Annotated in this window: 23 protein-coding genes and 5 tRNA genes; 10 read left to right on the top strand and 18 right to left on the bottom strand. The window is 69.3% G+C overall.

Annotated features, from left to right (window positions below):
* Positions 1-88: 88 nt before the first annotated feature.
* Together OG390_RS36370 and OG390_RS36365 are read left to right on the top strand one after the other, a co-directional pair.
* Positions 89-322, top strand: a complete 234-nt coding sequence (locus OG390_RS36370) for an Lrp/AsnC family transcriptional regulator (protein ID WP_028802415.1) — start codon at positions 89-91, stop codon at positions 320-322.
* Between the two features lie 20 nt (positions 323-342).
* On the top strand, positions 343-852 hold the full coding sequence (locus OG390_RS36365) for a DUF3515 domain-containing protein (RefSeq protein WP_406173806.1): 510 nt from the start codon (positions 343-345) through the stop codon (positions 850-852).
* Between the two features lie 21 nt (positions 853-873).
* Here the strand turns inward: OG390_RS36365 and OG390_RS36360 are convergent, their stop codons facing one another.
* The 3 genes from OG390_RS36360 to OG390_RS36350 form a co-directional block, all read right to left on the bottom strand.
* Positions 874-2031 (bottom strand): D-alanine--D-alanine ligase family protein, encoded by a 1158-nt coding sequence (locus OG390_RS36360; RefSeq protein ID WP_406173805.1) that lies wholly within the window; start codon positions 2029-2031, stop codon positions 874-876.
* Between the two features lie 384 nt (positions 2032-2415).
* Positions 2416-3426: an NAD(P)H-dependent glycerol-3-phosphate dehydrogenase gene (locus tag OG390_RS36355; protein WP_406173803.1), complete on the bottom strand. Its 1011-nt coding sequence runs from the start codon at positions 3424-3426 to the stop codon at positions 2416-2418.
* Positions 3423-4199 carry a lysophospholipid acyltransferase family protein gene (locus OG390_RS36350; RefSeq protein WP_406173802.1) on the bottom strand — a complete coding sequence of 259 codons (777 nt, stop codon included), beginning with the start codon at positions 4197-4199 and terminating at the stop codon, positions 3423-3425. The genes OG390_RS36355 and OG390_RS36350 overlap by 4 nt, the downstream gene beginning before the upstream one ends.
* A 144-nt stretch (positions 4200-4343) precedes the next feature.
* On the opposite strand from OG390_RS36350, the gene cofC reads away from it, so the two are divergent.
* Together cofC and OG390_RS36340 are read left to right on the top strand one after the other, a co-directional pair.
* Positions 4344-4982 (top strand): 2-phospho-L-lactate guanylyltransferase, encoded by a 639-nt coding sequence (gene cofC, locus OG390_RS36345; RefSeq protein ID WP_406173800.1) that lies wholly within the window; start codon positions 4344-4346, stop codon positions 4980-4982.
* Between the two features lie 99 nt (positions 4983-5081).
* Complete coding sequence (locus OG390_RS36340) at positions 5082-5285, top strand: hypothetical protein (protein WP_189188945.1); 204 nt, start codon at positions 5082-5084, stop codon at positions 5283-5285.
* 78 nt (positions 5286-5363) lie between these two features.
* Here the strand turns inward: OG390_RS36340 and OG390_RS36335 are convergent, their stop codons facing one another.
* The 4 genes from OG390_RS36335 to leuC all read right to left on the bottom strand — a co-directional run bounded on the left by OG390_RS36335 (position 5364) and on the right by leuC (position 8699).
* A complete protein-coding gene (locus OG390_RS36335) occupies positions 5364-6005 on the bottom strand; it encodes an HU family DNA-binding protein (RefSeq protein ID WP_406173798.1) in 642 nt (213 codons plus the stop codon).
* Between the two features lie 138 nt (positions 6006-6143).
* Positions 6144-6374: a hypothetical protein gene (locus OG390_RS36330; protein ID WP_189188943.1), complete on the bottom strand. Its 231-nt coding sequence runs from the start codon at positions 6372-6374 to the stop codon at positions 6144-6146.
* Between the two features lie 301 nt (positions 6375-6675).
* Positions 6676-7269 carry a 3-isopropylmalate dehydratase small subunit gene (leuD, locus tag OG390_RS36325; RefSeq protein ID WP_399081142.1) on the bottom strand — a complete coding sequence of 198 codons (594 nt, stop codon included), beginning with the start codon at positions 7267-7269 and terminating at the stop codon, positions 6676-6678.
* 5 nt (positions 7270-7274) lie between these two features.
* Positions 7275-8699 (bottom strand): 3-isopropylmalate dehydratase large subunit, encoded by a 1425-nt coding sequence (leuC, locus tag OG390_RS36320; RefSeq protein ID WP_406173795.1) that lies wholly within the window; start codon positions 8697-8699, stop codon positions 7275-7277.
* Positions 8700-8890: 191 nt separating this feature from the next.
* Here leuC and ndgR point away from each other — a divergent pair, with 191 nt between their 5' ends.
* Positions 8891-9607 carry an IclR family transcriptional regulator NdgR gene (gene ndgR / locus OG390_RS36315; protein WP_007384919.1) on the top strand — a complete coding sequence of 239 codons (717 nt, stop codon included), beginning with the start codon at positions 8891-8893 and terminating at the stop codon, positions 9605-9607.
* A gap of 72 nt (positions 9608-9679) precedes the next feature.
* Here the strand turns inward: ndgR and OG390_RS36310 are convergent, their stop codons facing one another.
* Complete coding sequence (locus tag OG390_RS36310) at positions 9680-10198, bottom strand: DUF4188 domain-containing protein (protein WP_406173793.1); 519 nt, start codon at positions 10196-10198, stop codon at positions 9680-9682.
* A gap of 110 nt (positions 10199-10308) precedes the next feature.
* Here OG390_RS36310 and OG390_RS36305 point away from each other — a divergent pair, with 110 nt between their 5' ends.
* Positions 10309-10953: a MerR family transcriptional regulator gene (locus OG390_RS36305; RefSeq protein WP_406173791.1), complete on the top strand. Its 645-nt coding sequence runs from the start codon at positions 10309-10311 to the stop codon at positions 10951-10953.
* 53 nt (positions 10954-11006) lie between these two features.
* Here OG390_RS36305 and OG390_RS36300 read toward each other — a convergent pair.
* The 10 genes from OG390_RS36300 to OG390_RS36255 all read right to left on the bottom strand — a co-directional run bounded on the left by OG390_RS36300 (position 11007) and on the right by OG390_RS36255 (position 16432).
* Positions 11007-11079, bottom strand: a tRNA-Glu gene (locus OG390_RS36300).
* 28 nt (positions 11080-11107) lie between these two features.
* Positions 11108-11179: transfer RNA gene (locus tag OG390_RS36295), tRNA-Gln, on the bottom strand.
* A gap of 21 nt (positions 11180-11200) precedes the next feature.
* Positions 11201-11273 (bottom strand) — tRNA-Glu (locus OG390_RS36290).
* A 62-nt stretch (positions 11274-11335) separates the two neighbouring features.
* Positions 11336-11408, bottom strand: a tRNA-Glu gene (locus OG390_RS36285).
* 42 nt (positions 11409-11450) lie between these two features.
* Positions 11451-11522, bottom strand: a tRNA-Gln gene (locus OG390_RS36280).
* A 91-nt stretch (positions 11523-11613) separates the two neighbouring features.
* Complete coding sequence (locus tag OG390_RS36275; RefSeq protein ID WP_406173789.1) at positions 11614-12348, bottom strand: HAD family hydrolase; 735 nt, start codon at positions 12346-12348, stop codon at positions 11614-11616.
* Between the two features lie 36 nt (positions 12349-12384).
* Complete coding sequence (locus OG390_RS36270) at positions 12385-13488, bottom strand: FlgD immunoglobulin-like domain containing protein (RefSeq protein ID WP_406173787.1); 1104 nt, start codon at positions 13486-13488, stop codon at positions 12385-12387.
* 351 nt (positions 13489-13839) lie between these two features.
* Positions 13840-15354, bottom strand: a complete 1515-nt coding sequence (gltX, locus tag OG390_RS36265; RefSeq protein WP_406173786.1) for a glutamate--tRNA ligase — start codon at positions 15352-15354, stop codon at positions 13840-13842.
* The gene (locus OG390_RS36260) at positions 15347-16123 is read right to left on the bottom strand and encodes a fumarylacetoacetate hydrolase family protein (RefSeq protein ID WP_406173784.1); all 777 of its coding nucleotides are present in this window, start codon (positions 16121-16123) and stop codon (positions 15347-15349) included. The genes gltX and OG390_RS36260 overlap by 8 nt, the downstream gene beginning before the upstream one ends.
* Positions 16124-16243: 120 nt before the next feature.
* Entirely contained in the window at positions 16244-16432 is a 189-nt protein-coding gene (locus OG390_RS36255) for a hypothetical protein (protein ID WP_399081159.1), read from the bottom strand.
* Between the two features lie 598 nt (positions 16433-17030).
* On the opposite strand from OG390_RS36255, the gene OG390_RS36250 reads away from it, so the two are divergent.
* The 4 genes from OG390_RS36250 (at position 17031) to OG390_RS36235 (ending at position 22341) form a co-directional block, all read left to right on the top strand.
* On the top strand, positions 17031-20852 hold the full coding sequence (locus OG390_RS36250) for a nitrate- and nitrite sensing domain-containing protein (RefSeq protein ID WP_406173782.1): 3822 nt from the start codon (positions 17031-17033) through the stop codon (positions 20850-20852).
* A gap of 9 nt (positions 20853-20861) precedes the next feature.
* Positions 20862-21275 carry a roadblock/LC7 domain-containing protein gene (locus OG390_RS36245; RefSeq protein ID WP_037764993.1) on the top strand — a complete coding sequence of 138 codons (414 nt, stop codon included), beginning with the start codon at positions 20862-20864 and terminating at the stop codon, positions 21273-21275.
* A gap of 111 nt (positions 21276-21386) precedes the next feature.
* Positions 21387-21785, top strand: coding sequence for a DUF742 domain-containing protein (locus tag OG390_RS36240; protein ID WP_095936861.1), 399 nt, complete (start codon positions 21387-21389; stop codon positions 21783-21785).
* Positions 21766-22341 (top strand): ATP/GTP-binding protein, encoded by a 576-nt coding sequence (locus OG390_RS36235; RefSeq protein WP_054235412.1) that lies wholly within the window; start codon positions 21766-21768, stop codon positions 22339-22341. Before OG390_RS36240 ends, OG390_RS36235 begins: the two co-directional genes overlap by 20 nt.
* Positions 22342-22551: the final 210 nt, after the last annotated feature.

The raw sequence follows: 22551 nt of genomic DNA, 5'->3' as shown, positions 1-22551 counted from the left end.
CACCCCGGGTCTCCCCGCGGCGAGCGGCAACGCGATACCGTGGCGTTCCTTTTCCCCACATGATCCTCGTGGCCGCCCTGGAGGTTCCGTGGTACAGGCGTACATCCTGATCCAGACGGAGGTCGGCAAAGCGTCGACCGTCGCCGAGACGATCAGCAAGATCCCGGGGGTGATCCAGGCCGAGGACGTGACAGGACCGTACGACGTCATCGTGCGAGCCCAGGCCGACACCGTCGATGAACTCGGCCGCATGGTGGTCGCGAAGGTCCAGCAAGTGGACGGCATCACCCGTACCCTGACCTGCCCGGTCGTGCACCTGTAGCCCCCGTCTACCCTTGGCCGGTGAACTTCTTCCGTCACCGGCACACTGCTTTCCTCGGGCTGCCCGCGGTCGCGCTGCTGATCACGATTGCGGGCTGCTCCTCAGCAGACGACAACGCGTCGGTCTCGGTTCCGAGCCCGAACGCGAAGGTCACCAAGCTGTGCCAGAACCTGGACAAGGTGCTGCCGCGGAAGGTGGACGGCCTCGGCCGCAAAGATCCCGAGCCCCGGTCCGCGCTGACCGCGGGCTGGGGAAGCCCGGCGATCATACTGCGCTGCGGTGTCGAGCGGCCTCCGAAGATGATTGATCCGAAGGTGGCGCTCGGCGACGACCCGAAGGCGGTCGGCGGCACGGTGAACGGCGTCGACTGGCTGATGGAGAAGCGGGACGACGGGTCGAACCGCTTCACCACAGCGAACCGCAGCGCGTACGTCGAGGTGACCGTGCCCAAGGGGCGGGACGCGTCCGGCATGCTCGTCGACATGGCCGCCTCCATCAAGAAGGCGATCCCCAAGGGGATCGCCAACTGACACCAGGGCGGTGCAAGGCGCTCAGCGCAGCCCGGTCGACCGTCGCAGCGCCGCCTGTACCAGGCGGTCCACCAGCTCCGGGTAGCTGACGCCCGTCTCCTGCCACATCCGCGGGTACATGGAGATCGGCGTGAAGCCCGGCATCGTGTTGATCTCGTTGATCACGAAGTCGCCGTCCTCGGTGAGGAAGAAGTCCGCGCGGACGAGACCCTCGCAGGACGCCGCCTCGAAGGCCTCGACGGCCAGTCGCCGCACCTCGGCCGTCTGCTCCGCCGTGAGGGGCGCGGGCACGATCCCGTCGGCCGAGTCGATGTACTTGGCCTCGAAGTCGTAGAAGGCGTGAGACTGCACGGGCGGGATCTCCGCGGGGACGGAGGCGCGCGGGCCGTCCTCGAACTCCAGCACCCCGCACTCGATCTCGCGGCCGCGCAACAGCGCCTCCACGATGATCTTCGGGTCGTGGCGCTGTGCCTCCGCGATCGCCTCGTCGAGGCCCGAGAGGTCGTCGACCTTGGTGATGCCGAACGAGGACCCCGCGCGTGCCGGCTTCACGAACAGCGGCCAGCCGTGCTCGCCCGCGAAGTCGATGATCTTCTTACGGGCGGCGGACTCGTCCTGCTGCCACTCGCGCGGCCGGATCACCACGTAGGGGCCCACCTTCAGGCCGAACGAGGTGAACACCCGCTTCATGTAGTCCTTGTCCTGGCCGACGGCCGAGGCGAGCACGCCCGAGCCGACGTACGGGACCCCGGAGAGCTCCAGGAGGCCCTGGAGGGTTCCGTCCTCGCCGTAGGGGCCGTGCAGCATGGGGAAGACGACGTCGACCTCGCCCAGGGCCTTGGGGACCGATCCGGGCTCGCTGTAGACCACTTCACGGTCGGCCGGGTCGAGGGGGAGCACCACGCCGCCCTCGCTCGACTCGGCGAGCTGCTCGACGTTCGGCTGCTGCCGGTCGATGATGGCCATCCGTTCCGGCTCGTCGGCGGTGAGTGCCCAACGGCCGTCCCGGGTGATGCCGATGGGCAGGACGTCGTACTTCGTACGGTCGATGGCGCGCAGTACCGCGCCGGCCGTGACCACGGAGATCCCGTGTTCGGAGCTGCGGCCGCCGAAGACGACGGCCACGCGCGGCTTGCGAGGCGGCTGCTCAGGGCTCTGGGGGAGGTTCTCGCTGCTCATATCGCGTTGAGAGTACCCGTTGGTACGGCGGTGAGTCAGCGCCCCACCGGGGCCGTTGCTCAGCGTCGTACGACTGGTCGCACAGCGTTGATTCCCGGTGCCGTACGAGCCGTCGCGGAGCACTGATGCCCGGCGTCGTACGCACCCTCGCAGAGCACTGATGCCCGGCGTCGTACGCACCCTCGCAGAGCACTGATGCCCGGCGTCGTACGCACCCTCGCAGAGCACTGATGCCCGGCGTCGTACGCACCCTCGCAGAGCACTGATGCCCGGCGTCGTACGCACCCTCGCAGAGCACTGATGCCCGGCGTCGTACGAGCCGTTGCGGGCGTTGACGCCCTGCGTCGTACGAGAGCCGTCGCAGGGCGTCGCGCACCCGGTGGTTCAGCGGCGCTCGGGCTTCGCGCTGCGCGACATCAGTTCCTTGAGAGCGACCACCGGCGGCTTGCCCTCGTGGACGATGCCGACGACGGTCTCCGTGATGGGCATGTCGACGCCGTGCCTGCGGGCCAGATCCAGCACGGACTCACAGGACTTGACGCCCTCGGCGGTCTGCTTGGTGACCGCGATGGTCTCCTGGAGGGTCATGCCCTTGCCGAGGTTGAGGCCGAAGGTGTGGTTGCGCGAGAGCGGCGAGGAACAGGTGGCCACCAGGTCGCCGAGGCCCGCGAGTCCGGAGAACGTCATCGGGTCGGCGCCCATGGCGAGTCCGAGCCGGGTGGTCTCCGCCAGACCGCGCGTGATGAGCGAGCCCTTGGCATTGTCTCCGAGACCCATGCCGTCCGCGATGCCGACGGCGAGACCGATCACGTTCTTGACCGCGCCGCCGAGTTCGGCGCCCACCACGTCGGTGACGGTGTACGGGCGGAAGTACGGCGTGTGGCAGGCGGACTGGAGGCGCTGGGCGACCGCTTCGGAGCGGCAGGCGACCACGGCGGCGGCCGGCATCCGTGCGGCGATCTCACGCGCCAGATTGGGCCCGGTGACCACGGCGATACGGTCCGCGCCGACCTTGGCGACGTCCTCGATCACCTCGCTCATCCGCATGGTGGAGCCGAGTTCGACGCCCTTCATGAGGGAGACGAGCACGGTCTCGGGCGCGAGCAGCGGCACCCACTCGGCGAGGTTTTCGCGCAGCGTCTGCGACGGCACCGCGAGGACCGTGAAGTCGGCGTCCGCGGCGGCCTCGGCGGGATCGGAGGTGGCCCGCAGGTTCTCGGGGAGTTCGACACCGGGCAGGTAGTCGGGGTTCGTCCGGGTGGAGTTGACCGCCGCGGCGAGTTCGCCACGGCGCCCCCACAGGGTGACGTCGCATCCCGCGTCGGCGAGCACCATGCCGAACGCGGTGCCCCACGATCCGGTCCCGAAGACGGCCGCCTTGACCGGCTTGCTCACGCGCCCTGCCCCTCTTCCTGCTGTGCCTGTGCTCTTTCCTTCGCCGCCGCCCTGCGGCGCTGCGCGATGCGCACCTCGCGGGGGTCGTACGCCTTCGCGGGCGCCTTCTCGCCGCGGATCTGCTCCAGCTGCGCGGTGATGGCGGCCATGATGACCTCGGTGGCCTCCTTCAGGAGGTCCGGGCTCATCTCCTTGTCGTAGAAGCGCGAGAGGTCCACCGGCGGCCCTGCGAGCACGTGGTGGGTCTTGCGCGGAAGGAGGTTGGGCTTCTTGGCGTACGGAGGCAGCAGTTCGTTGGCGCCCCACTGGGCGACCGGAATCACCGGGCACCTGGTCTGCAGCGCGACGCGCGCGGCACCCGTCTTGCCGGTCATCGGCCAGCCGTCGGGGTCGCGGGTGAGCGTGCCCTCGGGATAGAACGCGACGCACTCGCCGCGCTCCACGGCGTCGATCGCGGCCCGGAAGGCGCTCAGCGCGTCGGTGCTCTCGCGGTAGACGGGGATCTGTCCGGTGCCACGCATCGCGGCCCCCACAAATCCCTTCTTGAAAAGGCCTGCCTTCGCCAGGAATCGCGGAACACGCCCGGTGTTGTACTGATAGTGGGCATACGCGAAGGGGTCCACATGCGAATTGTGGTTCACCGCGGTGATAAATCCGCCCTCGGCCGGAATGTTCTCCATTCCTCGCCAGTCCCGCTTGATCAGAACCACCAGCGGCGGTTTGCAGAGGACCGCTGCGAAGCGGTACCAGAAGCCGATTCTGCGGCGGGGCACGCGGACACCTTCCTCTAGGGCCTGGGGGGCCGCACAAGTGTCGCCCCAGGCCGCCTGTCTGTCGAGAACACGGTACGCCCCGGCGTCCGGAGCGCCAGGGCCGCCGGGTCACAATGGGGCGCTACAAGGGAGGGCGGAACGCTGGTGCGGTGGACTGTGGTCGTACCCCTCAAACCCCTGGCGCGGGCCAAGAGCAGGCTGGCGGACACGGCCGCCGACGGACTGCGCCCCGGGCTCGCTCTCGCCTTCGCGCAGGACACCGTGGCGGCCGCGCTGGCCTGCGCGGTGGTCCGCGATGTGGCGGTAGTCACGGACGACGCCCTGGCCGGGCGGGAACTGGCCGCGCTCGGCGCCCGGATCGTTCCGGACGAGCCGGGCGGCGGTCTGAACGCCGCGTTGGCGCACGGAGCGGGGGTCGTACGGTCCTGGCGGCCCGACGGTGCCGTCGCGGCCCTCAATGCCGATCTTCCCGCCCTACGGTCCACGGAATTGCGGCGAGTACTCGACGCGGCCGCGGAATTCCCTCGCGCATTTCTGCCGGATGCCGCCGCAATCGGTACAACTCTGCTGGCCGCCGGGCCGGGGCGGGAATTGCTTCCGGCCTTCGGTACGGATTCCCGGGCCCGTCATCGCGCCTCGGGTGCCAGGGAACTCCGGCTGGACGCCGTGGATTCCGTACGGCAGGACGTGGACACCGGGGAAGATCTGCGGGCGGCGCTGGCACTGGGGGTGGGGCCGCGTACGGCGGAAGCGGCGGCGCGGTTGCTGATTCCCGGGCAGTAGGCGGTTCGCACGCCGCGGGCCGTCCGAGGCCCGTCGCCCCGCGGCGGAGCCGTATGGGGCACAGCCCCGCGCCCCCAGGGGGCCCCGTAGGCTGCCCCCATGCAGGCGACCGCGTACACGTACGACCCCGAGACCCGCAGCGGCCAGGTGCTGCTCGACGACGGCACCCCCGTGCCCTTCGACGGCCCGGCGTTCGACGCCGGCGGGCTGCGGCTGCTGCGCCCGGGTCAGCGGGTACGTATCGAGACCGAGGGCGAGGGCGAGGCCCTCCGGATCACCCTGGTCACCCTGCAGACGCTCTAGGCGTCGCGCACACGCCGCGGGCCGGGCTCCCGAGGGAAGCCCGGCCCGGCGCGTGAGTTGCCCCTGCGCCCCTGCCGACTAGCGGGCGGTGGCCTTCTTGGCGGTGGTCTTGCGAGCGGTCGACTTCTTGGCGGGGGCCTTCTTGGCCGTCGCCTTCTTCGCCGGGGCCTTCTTGGCCGTCGCCTTCTTGGCGGTGGTCTTCTTGGCGGTGGTCTTCTTGGCGGCCGCCGTGGTCTTCTTGGCGGTGGTCTTCTTGGCCGTGGTCTTCTTGGCGGCCGCCGTGGTCTTCTTGGCGGTGACCTTCTTCGCCGTGACCTTCTTCGCGGTGACCTTCTTCGCCGCGGCCTTCTTCGCCGCGGCCTTCTTGACCGTGGCGGCGGCACCGCCGGTCAGGCTGCCCTTGGGCGCCTTCTTGACGGCGACCTCGCCACCGCGCGGGAGCTTCTTCGAGCCGCTCACCAGGTCCTTGAAGCCCTGACCCGCGCGGAAGCGCGGCACGGAGGTCTTCTTGACCCGAACGCGTTCCCCGGTCTGCGGGTTGCGGGCGTAACGAGCCGGACGGTCGACCTTCTCGAAGGAACCGAAGCCGGTGACCGAGACCCGGTCCCCGCCGACAACTGCACGGACGATGGCGTCCAGAACGGCGTCGACCGCGTCGGCGGCCTGCTGACGCCCGCCGACCTTGTCGGCAATCGCTTCTACGAGCTGCGCCTTGTTCACGTCTTCCCCTTCGGAGACATTGCCCGAACGAATGCGTTCAAGCTTTTTCGCACGTTAGGCAGATATATACCGCAAATCAAACACGAAACGGGCTAATCACCCTTGTGCCGCAACGAACTCGGGCTGTAGCGGAGTTCCTCAGCGTTCCTCTTCGAGGAATCGACCCTCGTCGAGGTCGTTGATGAACCGCTCCAGCCGCCTTGTCGCATCGGCGAGATCGTGCTTGGCCACGGCCGTAATGACCAGCAGCTTCCGGGTCAGCGCCATCCGTACGCCCTCCGGGACTTGCAGTGCGCGCACTCTTGTGTGCGCTTCCTTGAGTTGGGCCGCGACTGCCACGTAGAGCTCGAGTTGGCCGTCGTGTTCCATGCACAGATTGTGCCATCTGGGGCGAGTTGTCGCCTGCGCAGGGGGTAACTGCCGTCCCCGGAGGGGGTTCCGGGGACCTCGGCACGTCACGGGACCAAGGGGCGCGTACCCAGGCAACCACCTTTGTAACTAGGGGAGTTGGAGCACTCAAAGGCGGCGCGCCGGAGCCGTCCGAGGGCAGACACAGCTGTACCCCCAACCGTCCACGATTGGGGGTACAGAGGGGTGTTGCAGTGGCCGAAATCAGCCTTGTGTGAGCCGCGTATCAGGCGATCGACCGGATGTGCGTCCGGCCCGCGCCTCAGACGTGCAGCGTCTTCGGCTTGTACGACGGCCGCTTGGCCTCGTACGCCGCGATGTCGGCCGCGTTCTGGAGGGTGATGGAGATGTCGTCCAGGCCGTTCAGCAGCCGCCAGCGGGCGTTCTCGTCGAGTTCGAAGGCGGCGGTGATGCCCTCGGCGCGCACCTCACGGGCCTCCAGGTCGACCGTGATCTCGGCCTCGGGGTCCTGCTCGGTGAGCTCCCAGAGCGCGTCCACGATCTTCTGCTCCAGAACCACCGTGAGCAGGCCGTTCTTGAGTGAGTTGCCCCGGAAGATGTCAGCGAAGCGGGAGGAGATGACGGCCTTGAAACCGTAGTTCTGGAGCGCCCAGACGGCGTGCTCGCGCGAGGAGCCCGTACCGAAGTCGGGACCGGCGACCAGGACCGTGGCGCCCTTGCGCTCGGGCTGGTTGAGGATGAAGGACGAGTCCTTGCGCCAGGCCTCGAACAGCCCGTCCTCGAAACCGTCCCTGGTCACCTTCTTGAGCCAGTGGGCGGGGATGATCTGGTCGGTGTCGACGTTGCTGCGGCGCAGCGGGACAGCCCGGCCGGTGTGCGTGGTGAATGCTTCCATGACTCTCAGACTCCAGCGGGCACAGGGGCGTCGGACAGGTCGGCGGGCGAGGCCAGATGGCCCAGCACGGCGGTCGCGGCGGCGACCTGCGGCGAGACCAGGTGCGTACGGCCACCCTTGCCCTGCCTGCCCTCGAAGTTGCGGTTGGAGGTGGACGCGGAGCGCTCACCGGGGGCCAGCTGGTCGGGGTTCATGCCCAGACACATCGAGCAGCCCGCGTGCCGCCATTCGGCGCCGGCTTCCTTGAAGACGACGTCCAGGCCCTCGGAGACGGCCTGCAGACCGACCCGCGCGGAGCCGGGGACCACCAGCATCCGTACGCCGTCGGCGACTTTGCGGCCCTCGACGAGCGCGGCGGCCGCACGCAGGTCCTCGATACGGCCGTTGGTGCACGAACCTACGAAGACGGTGTCGACCTTGATGTCACGCAGCGGCTGTCCGGCGGTCAACCCCATGTATTCCAGGGCCTTTTCGGCGGCCAGGCGCTCCGAAGCGTCTTCGTACGAAGCCGGGTCGGGGACGGACGCCGAAAGCGGCGCGCCCTGGCCCGGGTTGGTGCCCCAGGTGACGAACGGCGACAGGGAGGCGGCGTCGATGACGACCTCCTCGTCGAATTCCGCGTCGTCGTCCGACTTCAGCGTCTTCCAGTACGCGACGGCGGCGTCCCAGTCCTCGCCCTCGGGGGCGTGCACACGGCCCTTGAGGTACGCGAAGGTGGTCTCGTCGGGGGCGATCATGCCCGCTCGGGCGCCGGCCTCGATGGACATGTTGCAGATGGTCATCCGGGCCTCCATCGAGAGCTTCTCGATGGCGGAACCGCGGTACTCCAGGATGTAGCCCTGGCCGCCGCCCGTGCCGATCTTGGCGATGATCGCCAGGATCAGGTCCTTGGCCGTGACGCCCTCGGGCAGTTCGCCGTCGACCGTGATGGCCATGGTCTTGGGGCGGGCCAGCGGCAGCGTCTGGGTGGCCAGCACGTGCTCGACCTGCGAGGTGCCGATGCCGAAGGCCAGCGCGCCGAAGGCGCCGTGCGTGGAGGTGTGGGAGTCACCGCAGACCACGGTGGTGCCCGGCTGGGTCAGGCCCAGCTGCGGTCCCACCACGTGGACGACGCCCTGCTCGACGTCGCCCAGCGAGTGCAGCCGTACACCGAACTCGGCGCAGTTCTTGCGCAGCGTCTCCAGCTGGGCCCGGGAGACCGGGTCCGCGATGGGCTTGTCGATGTCGAGGGTCGGGGTGTTGTGATCCTCGGTGGCGATGGTGAGGTCGAGACGGCGCACGGGACGCCCCGCCTGACGGAGACCGTCGAAGGCCTGCGGGCTGGTCACCTCGTGCAGCAGGTGCAGATCGATGAAGAGGAGGTCGGGCTCGCCCTCGGCGCGCCGGACGACGTGGTCGTCCCAGACCTTCTCCGCGAGTGTCCTACCCATCGCTTTCCCTCCGGCCGGCCTGTGTGGCGCCGGCCCAACTAGAGATTTCCGGGGCGGCAAACGTTCGTACCCCTCGTACCGGACGTCGTCCGCCGGGCCCGTTGGTCCGCGGGCCGCTGTGTCTACAAGGGTGGCGCGTTCCACGGAAAATTGAACTTGCGTTTCACAGAGTGAGACGCGAGTATCGTTGCATGGACAACAGTAGCGGCGTCGGCGTTCTGGACAAGGCAGCCCTTGTCCTGAGCGCTCTGGAGTCCGGTCCGGCCACCCTCGCGGGCCTGGTCGCGGCGACCGGACTGGCACGACCCACGGCACATCGCCTCGCCGTGGCACTTGAACACCACCGCATGGTGGCGCGTGACATGCAGGGCCGTTTCATTCTCGGCCCCCGCCTCGCCGAGCTGGCCGCGGCCGCCGGCGAGGACCGCCTCCTCGCGACGGCGGGCCCGGTGCTGACGCACCTGCGTGACATCACGGGCGAGAGCGCGCAGCTCTACCGCCGCCAGGGCGACATGCGCATCTGCGTCGCAGCGGCCGAGCGCCTGTCGGGCCTTCGGGACACCGTCCCGGTCGGCTCCACGCTCACCATGAAGGCCGGCTCCTCGGCCCAGATCCTGATGGCCTGGGAGGAGCCGGAGCGCCTGCACCGCGGCCTCCAGGGAGCCCGCTTCACCGCCACCGCGCTCTCCGGCGTACGACGCCGGGGCTGGGCCCAGTCCATCGGTGAGCGCGAGCCGGGCGTCGCGTCCGTCTCCGCACCGGTCCGCGGTCCCTCGAACCGCGTCGTGGCCGCCGTCTCGGTCTCCGGACCGATCGAGCGTCTGACGCGCCACCCCGGCCGTATGCACGCCCAGGCGGTCATCGACGCCGCCGCCCGCCTCTCCGAGGCCCTGCGCCGCACCGGCTGACTGTTCCCTTCGACGAAGGGGCCTGCCTCAACGCCGCGGCAGGCCCCTTCGCTCCCCCGATCCCCCCCCCAGTCACCCGGCTTTTTCGGCACCCTCCGCCGACCGGTATGCGAACCGGTCCTTGGCCCGCCGACCCCGCTTCTCCAGCGGCACCTGACCGTGCGCCGCAGCGAGCCCGAAGGCCGGCATGTGGGCGTAGATCGACTCGTACGCCCCCTCCGGCACGACATAGCTCTCGTGCCACCGCCCGACGTGTGCGCGCATCTTTCCGGCCCGCTCCTGGCGGTTGATGTTCGCCCACGCCTTGTGGTGGAGCATGTCGGGCGAGCTCGCGTACGCGTAGAGCTTCTCCTTGGACTCCCAGTACTGGACGACGTAGTACGTCCGCGGGGACGCCGTCAGCAGCACGTGGCCGAGCAGTCCGCGGGCCTTGTCCTTCTCCAGTTCGCGCAGCATGCGCGGCATCGCGAGGAGCACCGGCAGCCAGTGGTGCACGGCCCAGAAGTGGTTGATGCGCATGCCGATCAGCAGCACGACCGCGTCACCCTCGACTGCGGCGGTGGTGTGGCCCGGTATCGGTTTCGCGAACATGACGATCTCCCGGATCTCCGATCGGATACCAGCACTATCCTTCTGAGCAATGATTGGATAGTGACACTTCCCAAGGAGGGGCGCAAGCCCCCCGAAGAGAGGCGCGAGAGATGCGGCTGGCCGAGTTGAGCGAGCGCAGCGGTGTGTCCGTCGCGACGATCAAGTACTACCTGCGCGAAGGGCTGTTGACGCCCGGCCGCCAGGTCAACTCGACCACGGCCGAGTACGACGAGGAGCATCTGCGCCGGCTGCGGCTGGTGCGCGCGATGATCCAGGTCGGCCGGGTGCCGGTGGCGGCGGTCCGCGAAGTGCTCGGGCATGTGGACGACGACTCCCCGGGCCGCGCGATCCGCCTGGGCGCGGCGGTGTGGGCGCTGCCGCAGATACCGGAGCCGGACGAGAACGACGAATACGTCCAGGCCGCACACCAGGAGGTCACCACGCTCCTGAACCGGCTCGGCTGGGAGAACGCCAAACGGCTCACGGGCGTCTCCCCCGCGTACCGCTCGCTGGTGGTGGCCGTGGCCGCGTTCCGCCGGCTCGGCTACGACTGGGGGGCCGAACGGCTGGCGCCGTACGCCGAGTTGATGCACCGGACGGCGGTCCTCGACCTGGACAACATGGAGACGCATCCGTCGGAGGCGGAGCAGATCGAGTTCGCTGTCCTGGGGGCGATCCTCAACGAGCCGGTGCTGCAGGCGCTGCACCGGCTGGCCCAGGAGGAGGAGTCGACGCGGCGGTACGGCTTCGAGTAGCCGACGCCGGGCACGACGAAGGCCCTCCACCGAAGTGGAGGGCCTTCTTGTTGTACCCCCGACCGGATTCGAACCGGCGCTACCGCCTTGAGAGGGCGGCGTGCTAGGCCGCTACACAACGGGGGCGTGGATCTTGCGTTTCCGCAGACCCGAGCTGGTCTACCAGGACTCGAACCTAGACTAACTGAACCAGAATCAGTCGTGCTGCCAATTACACCATAGACCAATATGGTTTAGACCAACTGCGTACCCCCGACCGGATTCGAACCGGCGCTACCGCCTTGAGAGGGCGGCGTGCTAGGCCGCTACACAACGGGGGCCCTAGCGATCCTGCATGAGAGTCAGCGGGTGCGACCCGGACTGTCTCCCTGGGAAGGATCTGTACCCCCGACCGGATTCGAACCGGCGCTACTGCCTTGAGAGGGCAGCGTGCTAGGCCGCTACACAACGGGGGCGTTGCGGAGTTGATCTCCGCGGTTGCAGATGAGCTCTGCGAGCTGGCCTACCAGGACTCGAACCTAGACTAACTGAACCAGAATCAGTCGTGCTGCCAATTACACCATAGGCCACTGAAACGCAATCCCCCGTGGGGATCTTGTTTTAGCTTGCGCCTCCGGTTCCCGGCCTTTCGGCCCGCTCTCCGGCGGCGCAGGAAGAACATTACCCGAAGGTGGACGGCGCTCCAAAACGACTATCCGCGCCGAGGATCGCGGGGAGTTCGGCCAGCGACGCGATCCGGCGCGGGCCGGCCGGTCCGCGCTCGTCTGCGGTGTGAGCGCCGCCACGGTCGATCCAGAAGGAGAGCAGACCCGCGTCGGCGGCGCCTCGCCCGTCGATCTCCGGGTGATCGCCGACGTACGCGACCTGGTGCGGGAGCAGGCCGAGGGCGTCGCAGGCGGCGTGGAAGGCCTCCGCCGCGGGCTTGGAGACGCCTAGCTCGGCCGCGCACAGGACGGCCTCGAAGCGGTCGCGTACGCCGAGGACGCGGAGCTTGCCGTCCTGGACCAGGAGGCTGGAATTGGACAGCACGGCGTGTCGGTGGCTGGCCGCGAGGGCGTCCAGGACGGGCAGTACGTCCGGAAAGAGGGTCCAGGCGGCTTCGTAGTGCGCGACATACCGGTCGAACCACGCGTCGGCCTCGGCGTCGTTCAGCGGCTCGTCCAGGAACACCCTGACGCGCTGCCGGCGCTGGCCCTGCCAGTCCGTCTCCCCCGCCGAGAACCTCGCCCACTGGACATCGGTGATCCGCCGCCAGAGCGCGAGGGCCTGTTCGACGGACTCGTACCCGTCGAGCAGGCCCTCGGCCGCCAAGTGCCCGCGCATCCCGGCCCGGTCCGCGGCCGTGTAGTCGAAGATCGTGTCGTCGATGTCCCAGACCACGGCCCTGATGCTCATGAACCGACGGTATCTCGGGCGTGGCGGGCGTGTCGTTCAGTTCACGGTTGTCGTTCCGGTCAGGGCCAGGTCGGGCCCTTGGCCGTCGCGCGGCGCGGCGGTGAGCTTCCAGGTGTACGTGCCGCGCGGCACATTGTTACCGGAGTCGTTCTGGGCGTTCCAGGAGGCACGGACCGCGCCGGCGGTTGAGGCGCCGGTCAGGGTGCGCACGACGGCGCCCGCCGTGTTGCTCAGGGTCAGCGTCCAGGCCGACGGCTTGTTCAGCTGCCACACGGGCCGCCACGGGTTGGAGGCGCTGGAGCCGCCCGGCTGGGGGTCGGTCTGCGCCTCCGTCTGCGCGAGCGGCGAGGTGGGGACGCCCGCGGAGACGATCGCCACTTGGCCCTGCTGCGTCAGGTAGGCGACATTGCCGCCGAAGCGGTCGACGGCCCAGCGCCCGGTGTTGCCGCCGGTGTTCTGGTCCGCGCTGGGCAGCACGGCGACGGTCCGGGTGGTCGCCGTACCGGTGTGGAAGTCGGTGAGCAGCAGCTCGTGCGTGGTGCGGTTCTCGCGGATCAGATAGCCGTCGGCGAGGCGGCCCTGCCCGGCCGGGACCGTGATGGCGCGGCCGGCCGCGCGGTCGTAGACGCCGGCGGGGCCGGCCGAGCCGCAGGACCAGTACAGCCAGGTATTGACGGCCTGGGTCTCGGTGGGCGTGCAGGGGGCACCGGTGTCGACGGTGGCGACGTTCTTCTTGGCCTTCAGGTCGTACGCGACCACGCCGCCCTGGGTGCTGCCGGGAATCCACAGGCGCCGGCCCCAGATCGCGGCGGCGGTCCGAGTACGGTCGAGCGCGGTCTCGCCGGCTGCGCCACGCGGGAAGTCGGCGACCTTCTGGCTGCCGGGGGTGCCGCCGTTGTACAGGACGTAGCGCCCGGAGCCGGTGCCCAGGCGGCCGGCCGAGTCCCCGGTGGGCTCGGTGGCGATGGTGCTCGTGTCGAGCCCGACGACGCTCACGGACTCCTGACCGTTTGCGTCGGCCCACAGGTACGCGATCCTGCCGTCACCCAGCGCTTCGAGCTGGGGGCACGCGGCGTCGCCGGTGAGGCACGTCGTGGGCTGCAGTGTGGGGCTGCGGCGGGTCTGCAGGCTCCCGCCCACCGATAACCGACCTCGGTCGGCACGGTCAGGCTCAGCTGCGCGGTGGCGACCGGAGTGTCGGCGCCCCGCGCGGCCTGTGCGGGCGCGGTCGGCGCGGAGCACGTCAGCGCCACGGCCCCGCCGAGGGCCAGTGCGGCAAGTCTTCGTGAACGGGTCACGTTCCCCCCTGAAACATGATGAACACACGCATCATGCGCGCAGAGGACGTACAACTTCTGCTGCGGGAGCGGGAGTTCACTGGACGGGTGAACTCCGGGTGACGGCTCGGTGCATACGAAGGGGGCGGCGTCCGAACCGGACGCCGCCCCCTGTGCGTACGCCATGCGGGTACGCGCAGTGCTTGCGCTGTGACTACACCGGCAGCTTCGCCAGCGCCGCGTCGATGCGCGCGATCGTCTTCTCCTGGCCCAGGACCTGCAGGGACTCGAACAGCGGCAGACCGACCGTGCGGCCCGTCACCGCGACACGGACCGGGGCCTGGGCCTTGCCGAGCTTGAGGCCGTGCTCCTCGCCGGCCGCGAGGACGGCGTCCTTCAGCGACTCCGGGCCGGCCCAGTCGGCCTGGAGCAGCTTGGCGCGGGCCGTGCTCAGCAGCTCGGCCGAGCCCTCCTTCATCGCCTTCGACCAGGACGCCTCGTCGTGGACGGGCTCGGCCAGGAACAGGAAGTCCACGTTCTCGGTGATCTCGGAGAGGACCTTCAGGCGCGACTGGGCGTGCGGGGCGATCGCCTGCCACTTGGTCTCGTCGAAGTCCTCCGGCGCCCACGGGGCGAACGGGGCCCGCAGCCAGGGGGCGCAGCGCTCCGTGAATTCCTTCACGTCGAGCAGGCGGATGTGGTCGGCGTTGATCGCCTCGGCCTTCTTCAGGTCGAAGCGGGCCGGGTTCGGGTTCACGTCCGCGACGTCGAAGGCGGCGACCATCTCGTCGATGGAGAAGATGTCGCGGTCCGCCGAGAGCGACCAGCCGAGCAGCGACAGGTAGTTGAGCAGGCCCTCGGGGAGGAAACCGCGCTCCCTGTACAGGTTGAGCGAGGACTGCGGGTCGCGCTTGGAGAGCTTCTTGTTGCCCTCGCCCATCACGTACGGGAGGTGGCCGAAGGCCGGGGTCTCCTTGGCGATACCCAGCTCGGTCAGCGCCTTGTACAGGGCGATCTGACGCGGGGTGGAGGAGAGCAGGTCCTCGCCGCGCAGGACGTGGGTGATCTCCATCAGGGCGTCGTCGACCGGGTTGACCAGCGTGTACAGCGGCGCGCCGTTGGCTCGCACGATTCCGTAGTCCGGGACGTTCTCCGGGAGGTACGTGATCTCGCCGCGGACCAGGTCCGTGAAGGTGATCGTCTCGTCGGGCATGCGGAAGCGGACGATGGGCTCCCGGCCCTCGGCCTCGTAGGCGGCCTGCTGCTCGGCGCTCAGGTCGCGGCAGTGGCCGTCGTAGCCGGACGGCTTGCCGGCGGCACGGGCGGCGTCACGGCGAGCGTCGAGCTCCTCCGTCGAGCAGTAGCAGTGGTACGCGTGCCCGGCGTCCAGGAGCTTTCGCGCGACGTCCTGGTAGATGTCCATGCGCTGCGACTGGCGATAGGGCGCGTGCGGGCCGCCGACCTCGGGTCCCTCGTCCCAGTCGAAGCCCAGCCAGCGCATCGCGTCGAGCAGCTGGTTGTACGACTCCTCGGAGTCGCGGGCCGCGTCGGTGTCCTCGATGCGGAAGACCAGGGTGCCTTCGTTGTGCCGGGCGAACGCCCAGTTGAACAGGGCGGTGCGGACCAGGCCCACGTGGGGGTTGCCGGTCGGGGAGGGACAGAAACGTACGCGTGGGGGCACCCCCTGTCCGAGCGGAGTCGAGGACTTGGGGGAGTTCGCGTTAGCCACGCTTGATCACCTTGTTGGTGAGAGTGCCGATGCCTTCGATGGTGACGGCGACCTCGTCGCCGACGTTCAGGGGGCCGACTCCGGCCGGGGTGCCCGTGAGGATCACGTCGCCGGGGAGCAGCGTCATGGCCTCGGTGATGTTCACGATCAGATCCTCGATGGAGTGGATCATCTCGCTGGTGCGGCCGAGCTGTCGCTGCCGGCCATTGACCGTGAGCTGGATGGTGAGGTCGCTCGGGTCGAGGTCCGTCTCCACCCAGGGGCCGAGCGGGCAGGAGCTGTCGAAGCCCTTGGCCCGCGCCCACTGCTTCTCGCGCTTCTGGACGTCGCGCGCGGTGATGTCGTTCGCGCAGGTGTAGCCCAGGATCACGTCCTTGACGCGCTCGCGCGGGACCTCACGGCACATGCGGCCGATGACCACGGCGAGCTCGGCCTCGTGGTGCAGCTCGTTCGAGAAGGACGGGTACTGGATGTCGTCGCCGGGGCCGATCACCGAGGTCGACGGCTTGAAGAAGGCGAACGGGGCGTCGGGCACCTCGTTGCCGAGCTCCTTCGCGTGCTCCGCGTAGTTGCGGCCGAAGGCCACCACCTTGTTCGGGAGCACCGGCGGCAGCAGCCTGACCTTGCTCAGCGGGACCTTCGTACCGGAGAGCTCGAAGTCCGCGAACGGGATGCCCTTGATGATGTCGAGGACGAGCTCGTCCGGCTTGTCACCCTCGACCGCGCCGAAAGCGACGTTGCCGTCGATGGAGAACCTGGCGATGCGCACGGGATCCTTGCGCCCCTCACTGAGCTGGCTGAAGTCTGACGCTCCAGGCTAACGCGGGGAGGGGTGCGAGCTTCGCGTATATCGACCGGCACGGTGAGCGCGCGGCGGAGTGTGTGCGTACTACTCCGCGACGGAGGCCATGACCGGGGCTTCCATCAGGATGGTCCGGCGGGGGTTGGCGGTCTGGGCGGGGAGGTCGACCGAGTGCTCCGGCTGCTCCTGCGTCTGCAGCTCGTCGGCGTCCTCGAGGTGCGCCAGCGTGGTGCGTCGCGGGTTGGCTATGTTGCGGAACATCATCGTCGTCTTCACTGTTGTACTCGACCTTGTCGTCCTGGGCGCCGGGTGGGCTCAAAGGCCCCGATGCCGGCGCGGGTTGTCGGATTTGCCATCCCTGTAAAGCGACAGGCTAAACATGCAGTTCCCTGGCGAAGCCGTGAAGACGCCATGATCGCCGTGTGAGTTTCCTCACTTACTAGCAGGCAATCCGGTCAATTCAGGCCCCCAACCCGACCCGGCGAAACGGACATTGCCCGACTGAAGCAGACATTCCGCTCCTGATCATGGCGACTGGGACACCCCGCACACCACAACACCTCGTAGGCATAAGCCCGTTATGTACGAGATCACTTTCTACGTCTCGTAACGCAGCACTCACAAGCTGTCACGGAGGTCACAGCCTGGTACTCGGGCCTTGTTGGAGATCCGGCACTGTGCTGGAATTCCACGGACCGCCGCGGGATCGAAAACCGGCGCGCAGGGGCGCAACGCAGCGCCGAGTGGCGGCGGGAAGGGGGAGCCTGCGCCGGTCACTCACGACCACCAGGGGGCGCATCTGCGCCCCTGTACGACGCCGACACCGTCCCGCCGTTTTCGCGGAGGGGCGCCTGGTCCAGAGGTTGCGACGCTAGTGCAGGGACGTTTCAAGAGGGATGGCAGCGCTTCGGCGGAGCCGGAGCCGCACGGCGGGACCGACCGCGGTTCCTCGCCCCAGCACGCCCAGAACCCGGGACCGGCAGAGGTCGGCGGCGGCGGTGAACACTCCGCTCGCGCCGGCGCCAAGCCCAAGGCTCCCGCCACACCGGCCACGAAGCCGACGGGCCCCGGCATGCGAATAGCGCTGCGCAACTGGCGCATTTCGACGCGCCTGGTCTCGCTGCTCGCGCTCCCCGTGGTCGCCGCGACCTCGCTCGGTGCGCTGCGCATCAACGACAACATGGACAGCATTCAGCAGCTGGACAACATGAAGCTGCTGACGGACATGACCCAGCAGGCGACCGAGCTCGCCGCCGCGCTCCAGAAGGAGCGCGACCTGTCCGCGGGTCCCCTCGCGCACGGCGCCACGGCCAACGACTACACGGTCAAGGGCGCCCGCGACGCGACGGACATCGCCAAGAGGCACTTCCTCGAGGGCACCCAGGAGATCGACGACGCCACGGCGAACGGGCAGCTCTCCGGCGTCCGGGACAGCCTGGTCGGCATCGCGGGTGAGCTGCTCAAGCTCGGCAGCATCCGCAAGGAGGCCTACTCCGATCCCAAGAACTCGACGCAGACGGTCGAGGCCTACCACCGCCTCGTCACCCAGCTGCTCGCACTCTCGCAGGACATGGCCGAGGCGACCAGCAACCCGGAGATGATCCAGCGCACCCGCGCGCTGTCCGCCTTCTCCTCTGCCAAGGAATACGCCTCCGTCCAGCGGGCCGTGATCGCAGCCGCGCTGCCTGAGCGCCCGACGACCTTCGGCACGCTGTCGGAGAACGACCGGCAGTACGCGCTCTCCGCACAGGAGAGCCAGGATTCCGAGATCAGCGGCTTCAAGAGCATCTACGGAAGCGGCTTCGCCGACCTCCTCGCGCCCATCGAGGGCGGCAACCCGACGATCGAGCAGGCCGATAAGTACGCGACGCGCGTGCTGGGCGGCCCGCAGGGTCTCAGGACCCAGACCAAGCGCTCGTACAAGGACTGGGTCGACGACGACACCTTCAAGATCCAGCAGATGTCGAAGATCGAGACCACGCTGCTCGGTCAGATGGAGCAGAAGGCGCGTGAGCTGCGCAACCAGTCCGAGAGCGAAGCGATCATCTCGGGTGCGCTGATCCTCCTCGTGCTCGGTGTCTCGCTCATCGGCGCCTTCGTGGTGGCCCGCTCCATGATCCGTTCGCTGCGCCGCCTGCAGGACACCGCGACCAAGGTCGCCCAGGACCGGCTGCCCGAGCTGGTCAAGCAGCTGTCGGAGTCGGACCCGCAGGACGTCGACACCTCCGTCGAGTCGGTCGGTGTGCACTCCCGGGACGAGATCGGCCAGGTGGCCGCGGCCTTCGACGACGTGCACCGCGAGGCCGTACGACTCGCCGCCGAGCAGGCCCTCCTCCGGGGCAACGTCAACGCGATGTTCACCAACCTCTCGCGCCGCTCCCAGGGTCTTATCCAGCGTCAGCTCTCGCTGATCTCCGAGCTGGAGTCCCGCGAGGCCGACCCGGACCAGCTGTCCTCGCTGTTCAAGCTCGACCACCTCGCGACCCGCATGCGCCGTAACGGCGAGAACCTCCTCGTCCTCGCCGGTGAAGAGCCCGGCCGCCGTTGGACCCGTCCGGTCCCGCTGGTCGACGTGCTCCGTGCCGCCGCCTCCGAGGTGGAGCAGTACGAGCGCATCGAGCTGGCCGCGGTTCCGACCACCGAGGTCGCAGGGCGTGTCGTCAACGACCTCGTGCACCTGCTCGCAGAGCTGCTCGAGAACGCGACCTCCTTCTCCTCACCGCAGACCAAGGTCAAGGTCACCGGTCACGCGCTGCCCGACGGCCGCGTCCTGATCGAGATCCACGACACCGGAATCGGCCTGTCCCCCGAGGACCTCGCGGCGATCAACGAGCGGCTCGCCTCGCCGCCCACCGTGGACGTCTCCGTCTCCCGCCGCATGGGCCTCTTCGTGGTCGGTCGTCTGTCGCAGCGCCATGGCATCCGCATCCAGCTGCGTCCGTCCGACTCCGGTGGTACGACCGCGCTGGTCATGCTGCCCGTCGACGTCGCCCAGGGCGGTAAGAAGGCTCCGGGCAAGCCGGGCCAGGGCGGTCCGGGCAGCGGTGGTCCGGCCGCCGCACAGGCCTCGGCCGGTGTCGCCGCGGCCCGTCACGGAGGCGGTTCGCAGGGCGGTCCCTCGCTCGGTGCCGGTGCTCCCCCAACCGGCGGTGGCCGTCTCGGCGCCCCGCCGCAGCGCGGACAGGTCGGCGCGGGCCAGGGTCCGCGGGCGGCACTGCCAGGAAGCAACCAGGGCGGCCCCGCGCTGCCGGGCGGCAACCAGGGCAATCGCCCGGGTGCTCCGGGCGGAGCACGTGGCCCGCAGGGTCCGGGGAACCCGCAGCAGGGCCGGCCGGCTCCGGCCGGTGCCGGTGCCTTCGGGCAGAGCACGCCGGGTGGCCCGCAGGGTCTCCACGCCGCCGGGACCGGTACGCCGCAGGGCTTGGGTGACGGACCCGGGGCGGGCCGGAGCGGATCCGGTAACCGTCAGAGCGGCTTCGGTGACAATGGTCCCACGGCCGCGCCCGCGCCGAAGCAGCCGTCGGGCGGCAAGGGCAGCCGTCGTCGGCCGCAGCTGCCGGGCCGTGGTGGTGCGCGCGCCGAGCTGCCCGGTGCCGACCCGCAGCCCCGCACGCCGAGTTGGAGCGACGACAACGCGCAGCCGCCGGTGCCGCGCACGTCCCTCGACACGCCGCGTGGCCACGAGGAGTCCGACGCCACCTCGCGCATGCCGCGGATCGACGACCGTCAGGGTCCGGGTGCCACCTCGGAGATCCCCCGGATCGATGACCGCCAGGGTCCCGGCTCGACGTCCGAGTTCGCCCGACCCGACTTCGACGCCCCGCGCCCCGGTGCGAGTGCGCCGCAGAACTTCGGCCAGAACACCGGGCAGTTCGTCCGCCCCGACGTGTTCGGCACCTCCAACCCGTCCACCAGCACGGGCCAGTTCGCCACCCCGGGCTACGGCGCCTCCCAGGATCCGTCGTCCACGGGTCAGTTCGCCCGGCCGGGTTACGGCCAGGACCCGTCGTCCACCGGCCAGTTCGCGACGCCCGGGTACGGCAACCGCCAGGACCCGTCGTCCACCGGCCAGTTCGAGCGGCCGCAGCAGGGCACCGGCCGGGACAACGCCGACTTCGGCGCTCCCCGGCAGCCGGCCCCGCAGCGTCCGCAGCCGCAGCAGCGGCCCGCCCGCCCGCAGGAGCCCGAGGCGCTGCCGCCGGCGTCGGGCCCCGGTGACGGACGTACGCCGCTGTACGACACGCTGGAGACCAACTGGTTCCACGGTCAGGCGAACGGCGCCCCCGCCAACGGTGCTCACCACAATGGTTCCCAGGGTTCGCCACAGGCCGCGCAGCAGCAGCCGCAGGCTCCCTCGGCTCCGCAGCGGCCGGCTGCCGCACCGGCCCCCGCCGCCCAGGCCTCCTGGCGCAGCTCGCCGAACGACGACCTCGTCCGGCAGGCAGAACGCGTCCGTCAGCCGTCGGCGGGCGGGGTCACCACCTCAGGCCTGCCGCGCCGCGTCCCGCGAGCCAACCTCGTCGCGGGCACGGCACAGCAGCAACAGCACCAAACCGGTCCGCAGGTCTCGCGTTCGCCTGATGACGTACGCGGCCGGCTGACCAATCTCCGTAGGGGCATTCAGCAAGGTCGACAGGCCGCTCCCAACGGCCAGACCGGCAGCTTCCCCAGCCCCACTCACCAGCAGGAGCGTTAGTTGAGCCCGATGAGCCAGGCGGCACAGAACCTCAACTGGTTGATCACCAACTTTGTGGACAACACCCCCGGGGTGTCCCACACCGTCGTCGTGTCCGCCGACGGACTCCTTCTGGCACTGTCCGAAGGCTTCCCCCGTGACCGCGCCGACCAGCTCGCGGCCGTCGCTTCCGGGCTCACCTCGCTGACGGCCGGGGCATCCCGGATCTTCGAGGGCGGCACGGTGGCCCAGACGGTCGTGGAGATGGAACGCGGCTTTCTCTTTCTGATGTCCATCTCGGACGGATCGTCCCTGGCGGTTCTCTCCCACCCGGAGTGCGACATCGGCCTTGTCGGCTACGAGATGGCGCTGCTCGTCGACCGCGCGGGCGCAGTGCTCACGCCGGACCTGCGCGCCGAACTACAGGGAAGTCTGCTCCACTGACGGCCCTGGGTTCTACCCACAGCACGAAATCACCGTCCGGCCGCCACAATCCCCCCACCGGCCCCAACAGACGGCACGACTGACCGACTTGCTGTCCCGCCCGGAGGATTCATGACCCCGCCCACCGCCTCTCATGATCCGTACGCGCAGCCGTACGAGGACGAGGGCGACCAGCCGCTGGTACGTCCCTACGCGATGACCGGCGGCCGGACCCGGCCGCGCTACCAGCTCGCCATCGAGGCTCTGATCAGCACCACGGCCGACCCGGCGCAGCTGATGGGGCTGCTCCCCGAGCACCAGCGGATCTGCCACCTCTGCCGAGAGGTCAAGTCGGTGGCGGAGGTGTCGGCCCTCCTGTCCATGCCGCTCGGTGTGGCCCGGATCCTCGTCGCGGACCTCGCGGAGGCCGGACTCGTCGCCATCCATCAGCCGGGTGGCGACGAGAACAACGGCGGCGCGCCGGACGTGACTTTGCTCGAAAGGGTGCTCAGTGGACTTCGCAAGCTCTGACGGAGGTCGTACGACCACCTCCGCGAAGATCGTCGTGGCGGGCGGCTTCGGCGTCGGCAAGACCACGTTCGTCGGCGCCGTCTCGGAGATCAACCCGCTGCGCACCGAGGCCGTCATGACGTCCGCTTCGGCGGGCATCGACGACCTCACCCACACCGGCGACAAGACCACCACCACGGTGGCCATGGACTTCGGCAGGATCACCCTGGACCAGGACCTGATCCTGTACCTGTTCGGTACGCCGGGCCAGGACCGCTTCTGGTTCATGTGGGACGACCTGGTCCGCGGCGCCATCGGCGCGGTGGTCCTGGTGGACACCCGCCGTCTCGCCGACTGCTTCCCCGCGGTCGACTACTTCGAGAACAGCGGCCTGCCCTTCGTCATCGCCCTCAACGGCTTCGACGGGCACCAGCCGTACAACCCCGAAGAGGTCCGCGAGGCTCTGCAGATCGGTCCGGACGCCCCGATCATCACGACGGACGCCCGACACCGTGCGGATGCGAAGAGCGCGCTGATCACGCTGGTCGAGCACGCGCTCATGGCACGGCTGCGGTAGTAGCCAAGTCGACAGTTCCATAAGGCAGTTGTCGTAGACGCACTGGAGCCGACTGTGTCATTTGACACGGTCGGCCACAGTGTTCATAACGTTTCGACAGAGAATTTCGCTGGCACAGACACGCATCGCGGTCACCCGGTGCCGCTGTGCTCACAAAAGCCCCGCCTTTTGGCGGGGCTCGCTCTTTATGACCGTTTTATCTGGGGCTTA

The sequence above is a fragment of the Streptomyces sp. NBC_00996 genome (assembly GCF_045162675.1).
GTDB lineage: Bacteria > Actinomycetota > Actinomycetes > Streptomycetales > Streptomycetaceae > Streptomyces.
This window is presented reverse-complemented; position numbering and strand designations above follow the sequence as displayed.